Source organism: Bradyrhizobium hereditatis (assembly GCF_020329435.1).
In the GTDB taxonomy this organism is placed as follows: Bacteria; Pseudomonadota; Alphaproteobacteria; order Rhizobiales; family Xanthobacteraceae; genus Bradyrhizobium; species Bradyrhizobium hereditatis.
The window spans coordinates 1-8,568 of the sequence record NZ_JAGKJK010000040.1 but is presented as its reverse complement, the minus strand read 5'-3'; the positions used below and the strand labels follow the sequence as shown (position 1 = coordinate 8,568).

5 protein-coding genes are annotated in these 8,568 nt (G+C 57.3%); 2 read left to right on the top strand and 3 right to left on the bottom strand.

Translation table 11 applies throughout. The features are described 5' to 3' along the window. Both J6524_RS36720 and J6524_RS36715 read right to left on the bottom strand, forming a co-directional pair. A partial coding sequence (locus J6524_RS36720; protein ID WP_225678724.1) for an Ig-like domain-containing protein occupies nucleotides 1-1,999 on the bottom strand: 1,999 nt, incomplete at its 3' end. A gap of 976 nt (nucleotides 2,000-2,975) precedes the next feature. Beyond that, nucleotides 2,976-3,407 carry a hypothetical protein gene (locus tag J6524_RS36715; RefSeq protein ID WP_225678723.1) on the bottom strand — a complete coding sequence of 144 codons (432 nt, stop codon included), beginning with the start codon at nucleotides 3,405-3,407 and terminating at the stop codon, nucleotides 2,976-2,978. Between the two features lie 1,252 nt (nucleotides 3,408-4,659). On the opposite strand from J6524_RS36715, the gene J6524_RS37795 reads away from it, so the two are divergent. Further along, nucleotides 4,660-5,604, top strand: coding sequence for a nodulation protein NodZ (locus J6524_RS37795; protein ID WP_225678722.1), 945 nt, complete (start codon nucleotides 4,660-4,662; stop codon nucleotides 5,602-5,604). Between the two features lie 622 nt (nucleotides 5,605-6,226). Here the strand turns inward: J6524_RS37795 and J6524_RS36705 are convergent. Next, nucleotides 6,227-7,291 (bottom strand): O-antigen ligase family protein, encoded by a 1,065-nt coding sequence (locus J6524_RS36705; RefSeq protein WP_225678721.1) that lies wholly within the window; start codon nucleotides 7,289-7,291, stop codon nucleotides 6,227-6,229. A 430-nt stretch (nucleotides 7,292-7,721) separates the two neighbouring features. Here J6524_RS36705 and J6524_RS36700 point away from each other — a divergent pair. Next, a partial coding sequence (locus tag J6524_RS36700; RefSeq protein WP_225678720.1) for a right-handed parallel beta-helix repeat-containing protein occupies nucleotides 7,722-8,568 on the top strand: 847 nt, incomplete at its 3' end.

Sequence of the window (8,568 nt, the reverse complement as noted above, 5' to 3'; positions counted from 1 at the left end):
TCCCGGACACGACCCCGATGGCATGCGAAACGTAGTTTCCGTTTTTGTCGGTGTTCCAGACAGAATACTTGTCCTGGCCAGCGAACTTCCAGGCAACCAGATATCCGTTTGCCGTCTGCTCCACGCCGATCGCCGCCCAACCGGTTTTGTCGGCCACCCATGCAGTGCCGTCCATCTTTAAGACGAGATTGGTCCCGCCAGAGCTATTGAGCTGGTAGCTATCTCCAACTTGAGCAAGGCTGGTCGATCCGGCCGACTCGATTGTCTTTGTGATGGAGCCCACTGTCCCGTCGCCATTAAAGTCCTGCTGGAAGCTGGTTTCAAACGATGTCAAGGTGGAACTATTCCCGGACACGACGCCGATGGCATGTGAAATGTAGTTTCCGTTCTTATCGGTATTCCAAACAGAGTACTGATCCTCGCTGGCGAACTTCCAGGCGATCAGATATCCGTTTGCGGTCTGCTCCGCGCCGATGGCCTTCCAGCCTGTTTGATCTGCTACCCAGGACACGCCCGCTATTTTCAAGATAGGGCCGTTTCCACCGCTGCTGCTGTTGAGATAATAACTGTTGCCATTCTGAACGAGACTTGTCACACCAGCCGTTTCGATCGTCGTAGCTTGCGCTGGCGTCCCGCTGATCACGCTGCTCACCGACTGCGATGCGGCGCTGATATTGCCTGCCGCGTCGGCAGCCTTGGTCGTCAGCGTATGGGTGCCGGTCGACAACGCGTTCGACGTGATGCTCCAGGCCCCGGTCGAGTTCGCCGTCCCCGTTCCGACCACCGTGGTCCCGTCGTAGACTGTGACCGTGCTGTTAGCCTCAGCTGTCCCGGACAGCCTGATCTGATTGGTATTGACGATGGAGTTGCTGCTCAGAACCGGGGCAGTCGGCGCCACCGTATCCACCGTCACGGTCACCGCGCCGGACGCGGCACTGGTCTGCCCGCTCGAATTGGTCGCAGTCGCGGTCAGCACATGCTTAGCGTTGGTCAGGACCGAGGTGATATAATCCCAGCTCCCCGTGGAGGTGGCGGTCGTTGTACCAATCTGGGTCGAGCCATCGTAGATCTTGATGGTGCTGTTGGCGGCTGCGGTGCCCTTGAGCTGGAGGGTGTTGTCGTTGGTGATGCCGTCGCCGGCCACGCCAGTATCGTTCGAGAACGACGCGATCGTCGGTGCGGACGGCGCGGTAGGCGTCGAAGGCGGGGGCGGCGCCGAGGTTGGGTAAGGCGTCGCGTCGGTGTTGTTGTTCCATTGGACATTGTTGCGGATAATCGGGGTCGAATTCACGACGTTGAAGTAACCGTAAATCCCGCGGTCAACGTAGTTGTTTTCGACCGTGACGTTGGTGATGGGGTGCGTCGTGGATTCCACATAGAGCGTGAACGACGGGTCGCCGGACATCAGGTTATTTCTAACCTGAACACCGTCAATGGCACCGAACTCGGTCTTGATGAAGACGGCGGCAGTGCCGCCGGCGCCGGTGGGCATGGAGATCGTATTGTGCTCGATCACCGAACCGTTTTGGCCACCAAACAAGGTGATGCCATCGAAGTGACGGTCATCCGGGTTGCTCGACGTGTCAGCCAAGTCGTGGATATAGTTGTCCTTGACCTCGGCGCGGCCGAACAGCTGGATGCCGATCACCATGCCTTTGATATCGCAGCCGATGATCGCAGAGTTGGTGCCGCCCCCGATACCGAGACCAGATGTGCGGGTTGAGCCGCTGCCATCGATGTCGCAGTACTCCACACGGGTGTTGTCCGCATTGTCCGATAGGATGCCCCAGTTGTCGAAATTCTGAATGACGCAGTTCTTGATCGTGACGTTGTCTGCCGCAATCGTAAGCGTCCCGTTGATGATCTTGTTCTCGATCACCGCTCCCGCCGTTGTGATGGTCATCGGGCCGGTATAGTTCGTCAGCGTCACGCCAGCCTGTACGCCAGCAGTCGTCGCGTCCGGCATGCCAAAGAGAGCAGGGTTAATGATACCAGTCATGGATATTTTTCCCCATTGTGTGTGGCGGTACCCGGAGCCGCCGTCCGCCTTCCGCCTCGCATGAGCGCAATTTGCCCCCGCTCTGCCAACAGGCTCAGGCTGGTGTATCCACGTATTGGTCGTACGGAGACGGCTTTTTTGGGACCATATTGCGCCGATGACGTGAGCCTAGCTGGGGTCATTTTCGCTCGCTTGGATCGTCCGCTTGACGGTCTTGATGTACCGAGATTCTCGCGGATTCTCCCGGCTTAATAAAGCTGATAATCTTGAGGCTTGCAGCACTCGCCGATGGCAACCGCCGATCTGGCACGGTGCACCATAAAGCGACCACTTTAAGAATTGCTTTTCGGATTATTGCTCATTTTATCTCATCGATAGATCCGAGAAATCGAGATGAATATCATTTAAATTCCGGATTTAATGAATGAAGCGGCCCTCGAAGCCATCTCACGTCGCACAACCGATTAAGGAAACACGCAGGGTAATCCGAAACGGGCCACATGAAGCAACTCGCCGCTGGAGAGCAATGATGTTGACGCCCGGCTCATATCGGCGGACCGCACCAGCAGTCGACGCACTACCTGGGTCTGCCCACTCTCGCAGCACGGTGCGTTGGCCTTCTGGCGACGAGCAGTGCAGCCAAATTCGCTCAACCCGGATTTGAAGCCACGGAAAAGTGTGAGCGTGAGACGCAGCCCTATGCGGAGGGGCTCAAGCGCTGACCTGTCGACTTAGAGCAACCTCAGCTTAATAGCGGTCGGTTACTTGTATTATTTTGTATTTCTGCATGTTATTTATATTAAATGCATGACATTATGTTCGATCTATTCAACCGACTGCTGCCGCGGCCGGGTTCAAGGGCATGATATCGATCATCGCCCCAGCCATAATGAAAGGTTGGGCGGCCGCGTGCACGCGCCGGGCGGTTGGAAAGAGCTGCCGGCCCCGGTGAACGGTGGCGCTTGGTACTGATCCTTCACAAGTTTAGTCCCACTGCCCTGAAATCGGTGGCGGGGCTTTTTTGCGTGTTGAGCGCCAGCAAAAGTGGACGGTCGATAATCGCATAGAGTCCTACTACTGGGACAGATGCAGGAGCCGATGAGCAACACTGCGCCTGTCCAGCTACAAGCCAGCAACTGCTATGATCTTCTTGACTGCAATGCTTCGCACGAGTGATCTCGACAGAAACAATAGCTGGCATCGCATCCCGCTCAGCCGGCCGTCGCGCCACGTGGACGATTGGCTCGTAGACAACCCGTTGCGCCACGCCGTCAGCGACACTAATCGTGGCCCCGCCATACCTCTCGGCGACAATCCGCTGTTTTTTCTTCCAGTGCCCAAAGGCGTGAGCGCCGTCGAGACAAATTTCCGGCCGGAAAAACGTCGAAATAGGCGTATGGTCAGTCATAGGCCTATGTCTTCATCCTCCACCAGATGGCAAGGCGGTTCTCACCGGAGGGATACAAATGAATAGCAGGTGGGTGAGTAGATCGAATAGGAGGCGCTCAATGGAAGACACCCACGGCGTCATGATCCAGATAGAGAAGCCGCGGCGATCGCACGTTGTATCTGGACGGCGGCCGCAAGTATTGCACGCCCAAGGACAGGCCCGAAGGATCGTTGCGTCGCCCGCCGAAGGCGGCGTTGCCGAATGAAGCTGGGTGTTGAGAACTGTCCTTGTGGACAGCGATAAGTGGGTTGCCCAATTCGAACGGCTTGAAGTGGTGGAGACCGGTCGGCGGCGCTGCTGGTCCGAGGATGAGAAGGTCAAGATCGTCCTGGAGAGCTTACGGGCGCCGCGCCAGGTTGCGGCGACGACGCGGCGATACGGCGTTTCTTGCTCATTGCTGCTGCGATGCGGCGGTTATTTCGCCTTGAGCGGAAGGATGCCTCCGGCAGGCGGCGTGCAAGACATTGGGTACAAATCGGACGCTCATCGTCACGGCCGGGAAACAGCAATGGCTCCGGTCGAGCGAGCCACCAATAGTTAGTTGCGTAAAATCCTCAGGAGCATGACGTAGCGGTCTTGCCACCAGGCAAGAGGCTCGGAGGCTAAGATGTGAATTTCGGAGCCAGATCGCCGGGATCTGGAAAATTTCTGGTCGGGCGGATAGCCACCTCCCGCGGATGATCGAGCAGATCACTTGCCTCATCCTCATCAAGCGTCTTGAAATGCAGGAACCAGAAGAGAGCGTAAGACAACCACGCTCGACAAGCCGATCGAGAGCAAGGATCACCGAGGTGAGACCTACGCCAATCTACGCCGGTCACGGTCCACGCATTTTACCGGGCCGGACCTGTTCCGCATCGTCGACAAGAACGTACTTCCCTTCCTCCGCGCGCGCGCTCAACGGCAGGGGCTCGGCGGATGCGCGGCACATGCGCCGTCCAGCGCGCGTTCAGAAGCTCGCAGGAGCCCCACCCGCCAAGCCCTCGGCGGGCGCATCCCACCAGAGGCTCATCGTGCCCTCTCAGGTGCAAATTTAAGAGAAGCTGTTGCTATGATCGTGACTACATGTTTAATTTGGCTGCATCAATTTAATCTGGCTGTATTAATTTAATATCGCTGCATCAATTTAATCTTGTTGCATCAAGTGCAACGCCAGCAGCCGAGAGAGAGAGGAGCAACACGAGCTGTGCATCAGAGGGTTACAGACCGCGTGCTAATTATAAAGGCGAAGGGAGGCCTCGGCAACCGCATCCTCTCGGCTGTGACCGGGCTTGTACTCGCCGACCTGACGCACCGAACGCCCTTCATTGATTGGCGGGACGGCACTTATGCCCCCGAGGGAGTGGATTCCTATCCACTGCTTTTCGAATCCCCTCTGGCCACCGACTGTTCCGCCTACGACATGGCAGAGGACGTCTACCCGGCCATCTGGAAGGGCAAAGTCCAGCTGCACCCCACCCACATCGTTGAGCGATTCTTTCCCGGACATCACTCAGATCCGTTCATCTACCGCAGGACCGCTGCAAGCCTTGGCCAGCTGGACTTTGACACTCCGGTCGCCGTCTTCTGGTCCTATCTGCCCAAGCTTGCGCGTTTGAGACGTCATCTGGCGCGGGACATCCGCTTCAGCCGCGAGACACAGAGCGAGACGTTCAACCGATATCTGCATACCTATTTCCAGCCGGTCGCGGATGTGAAGATGCGCGCCGAAGCTCTTCTCGCGGGCCTTCCGCGGCCGATCATCGGCGTTCATGTACGTCACACCGATCTCAAGACGCCGCTCGATCCAATCCGTAACGCTATTCGGAGGCAGCTTCGGTCAGCGCCCGAGGCTTCCATCTTTCTCGCCACCGACAATTTACATGTCGAGCGCCAGTTGCGCAAAGAGTTCTCGCATATCGTGTCGCACCCCAAGCTGCTGCCGGAATCGGGCGAGGCACTGTTCCTCCATTCGTTAGGCGTTGTTGAGGAAGCGAAGAATGCTCTCACGGACATTTGGACCCTCGCGCAATGCGACTGGCTGATCCACGCCGCCCGTTCTACCTTTTCGAGAACTGGCGCACTGATGGGCGGCATTCCCGAGAGCCGCCAGATCGACGTCGACCGGTACAATCCGAAGATTCGCGCCAAGCTTCTGTTCCAGCGTTACGCCTGAGGTATTATACTCTCCGCAGCGCTGACGGCTGAGGTCGGCGACCAGCTGCTTCAGCTTACGGTTCTCGTTCTCGGGCTGCTTGGGCCGCCTCAGGTCGCGTGCCGAGCTCTCGCTCCTCGCAACAGCCAAGAGACCAAACAACGGACTATTCTGTCGTGTGTTTGGATTCAACACCACGGGATCATACCTCGCCAACTGCGCGGATGATATTAGCGAGATGATCAGGGTCGACCTCGCTTCCGGCAGTTAGCACGACTTCACCAATGACAATTTCCACTAGCGCGCAGCTCACCGCCGTAAAGCGCGCTCAAACCTCGTCGGCCGATCGGCTTCTACTCCTTCGTTCCTGATCGCAGCCCTCGCCGGCCACGCTTGGCGTCGCCAACCAACTGCGACGGCAGCCATTCGGGTACGACGGACAACCGTCGAACATTGGCGCCCGAAAATTTCTTCTCCACAAGCCGGGCCATCCCCTCGGCACACCAGCCGCGCGAGCCCGAACAGGCCGTGCCTCCAGATGCTCGATCACCTGACAATTTCCATCACCAGGCATCGGCGTACTAATAGAAATTCCAACATCAGATCTCCGGCTTCACCAATGCCGGAGACTCTCAGATCTCAATCAACCGCGCCATGTGCGGTCTCCTTGGCGCTTACCACCATCATCGATCCGCACATCCAGCAGCCATACCCCGCTGCCAAGAAGAAATATAAACCAAAGATAAGCCGTTCCCCAGTAGTGGACCGTCCAGCCCACTAGGAAGAATGCCATCATCACAATCAGATAAGCAGTTCGATAGGCGACCAGCCGCTCGTCCAGCCCCTTTCTGAAGCTCACGCCGAGAAACACCGCGAAGAAGGACAATGCCAGCAGAAGGCCACCCGGGATACCGAACCTCATAGTAATTAGGAGCCAAAACATGTCGACACTCGTCGACATCCAGCTAGATCGCGCCCAGTCGCCAAATCCGATGCCAAAAAGCGGATGATTCAGGACCGAAGCAGAGCCGAATTCCCAAATCAGCAGGCGATGCCAGCCCGTATGCGGGTCGAAAGTAAAGTGTGAAATGTAGAACTGGATCGGGGTCTGATTTGAGCCGAATGCGATGGCAAGATAAGTTGCCAAGAACAGGCACCAGAGAAATCTCCAGCAGTAGGGGCTCTTCCTAAAGAGCGCGCCCCACATCATTAACGCCGCCTGCACGGCGACGGCCGCGATTGGGGCCGATGACAATGACAGCAAAGCCGTTGCTCCAACGAGCCCGGTCTTCAGCCACCGCTGAAACAAGGGAATGCGGTATCCCACGACCAGATGGGTCAGGGCGAGAGCGCTAGCGGCGCAGATGCCGAACAGGATCGCATGCTCGAAAACAACCTGGGCTCGCCGAAGACCCGCACGCATATCGTTGCCGGCATCCGGATAGGACGGAAGAATGGCTGCGAAAAATTCCAGGAGAACATTGCGTCCGGTCATTGCCTCTAGGAGCGCGAACGGAAAGAGAAGCGCCACGATCCAGAACAGCATGCGTGCCATGTTGAAGAAGTCATCGGCGTTCCGGATGTAGCATCTGGCCACAAGATAGGCGCCCATCGTTTCAACAAACAGGATGCCGGCTGGTTGCACGGCGTCTATCGGGCCTTGGACCACGACTAGGCTCAGTGCGCTCCAGAGGCAGAACAGCAGCATGGCTAGGTCGGAGACCCGTATTCGTCCAGACGCGCCGCTGATCCACTTGACCAGGCAGGGAAGGACCATCACGAGTAGGATCACACGGGAGATGGACAGCGAGACAGGACCGACTGTCACAATCCAAGGGAGGACCAAGGAGGCCAAGAAAAGACGAACGGGCCAAGCTAGTTTCTTCTTGCCCGACCGCTCCGCACCGATGGCGTGTCGCCGGGGAGCACGGGGAATCGCTCCCTCCAGATCCCGGTAACGCCGTGACCCGGTGTAGACCCCATCAATGCCCATCTATTATTTCGTTCCTACCTTGTCGTCTGGAAAAACGCATTTAGAGATTAACCTTCTGTTAATGTTTGTATTTTCGACCAACTACTCATTTTCGAAGAAGTTTGCAAGGCTGAGGAGCATACCCTCTCTTGCAGGGAGGTGTCGATTGCCCAATTCAATCCAGGCTGCGCGAGCACTAAACGGCGGGATGCGCATGAATCGGAGTCTTTTTTTGGTCGCTATGGCCTGCCTAGCCGCTGGGTTTTCAAGCGTGTGCTTCGCGCAGGATCACGCGACAGGTGATTCAAACAAGCTGTCGCCGGAGGAATGGCAATCTCGCGTCAACGCCACTCGTGAACGGCTGCAACAGCGGCGGGAAGAACTGCGGCTTGAACGTGAGAAACGACTTGGACCTAAGCGGGAAGAACTGCGACTCGAACGTGAGAAGCGACTTGGACCAAAGCAGGAGGAGCTAAGGCTCAATCGCGAGGAGCGAATTGAGCCAAAGCGGGACGAGTTGCGGCGTGAGCGCGAAAACAAGGGCAGCGACGTCCGGCCACCGCCCCAGGTGGGAAGTACCATTGATCCAGCTCGCTTCAGCATGCCTACTGCGGATACGGCGGGCGTACAGGCTGGCGTGACGCTCACCGTCTACAAGGGGCCGATGACCATCACGACGCCGGGAGTGGTGATCGAGAACGTCATCATCAATGGAACGCTTACGATTGCGGCAGACAACGTCACGATCAAGAACTGCGTCATTCAGAATTTCGACACCTGGGGCATCCTATCGGACAATGCGGACAACACCCGTGTGGAGTACTGCGACATCGATGGCAGCGGCTCAACCCGCACATCTGGTCTCGGTATCGGGGGCGGCACCAACTCTGCGATCATCGGCTGCGATATCAAAGGCATGGTGATCGGCATCCAGCTGTTCGGCCGCGCCGAGGTCAAGGACAACTATATCCACGACTTGGCTGACACGTCGAGCAACCCGGATGCCCGTCACT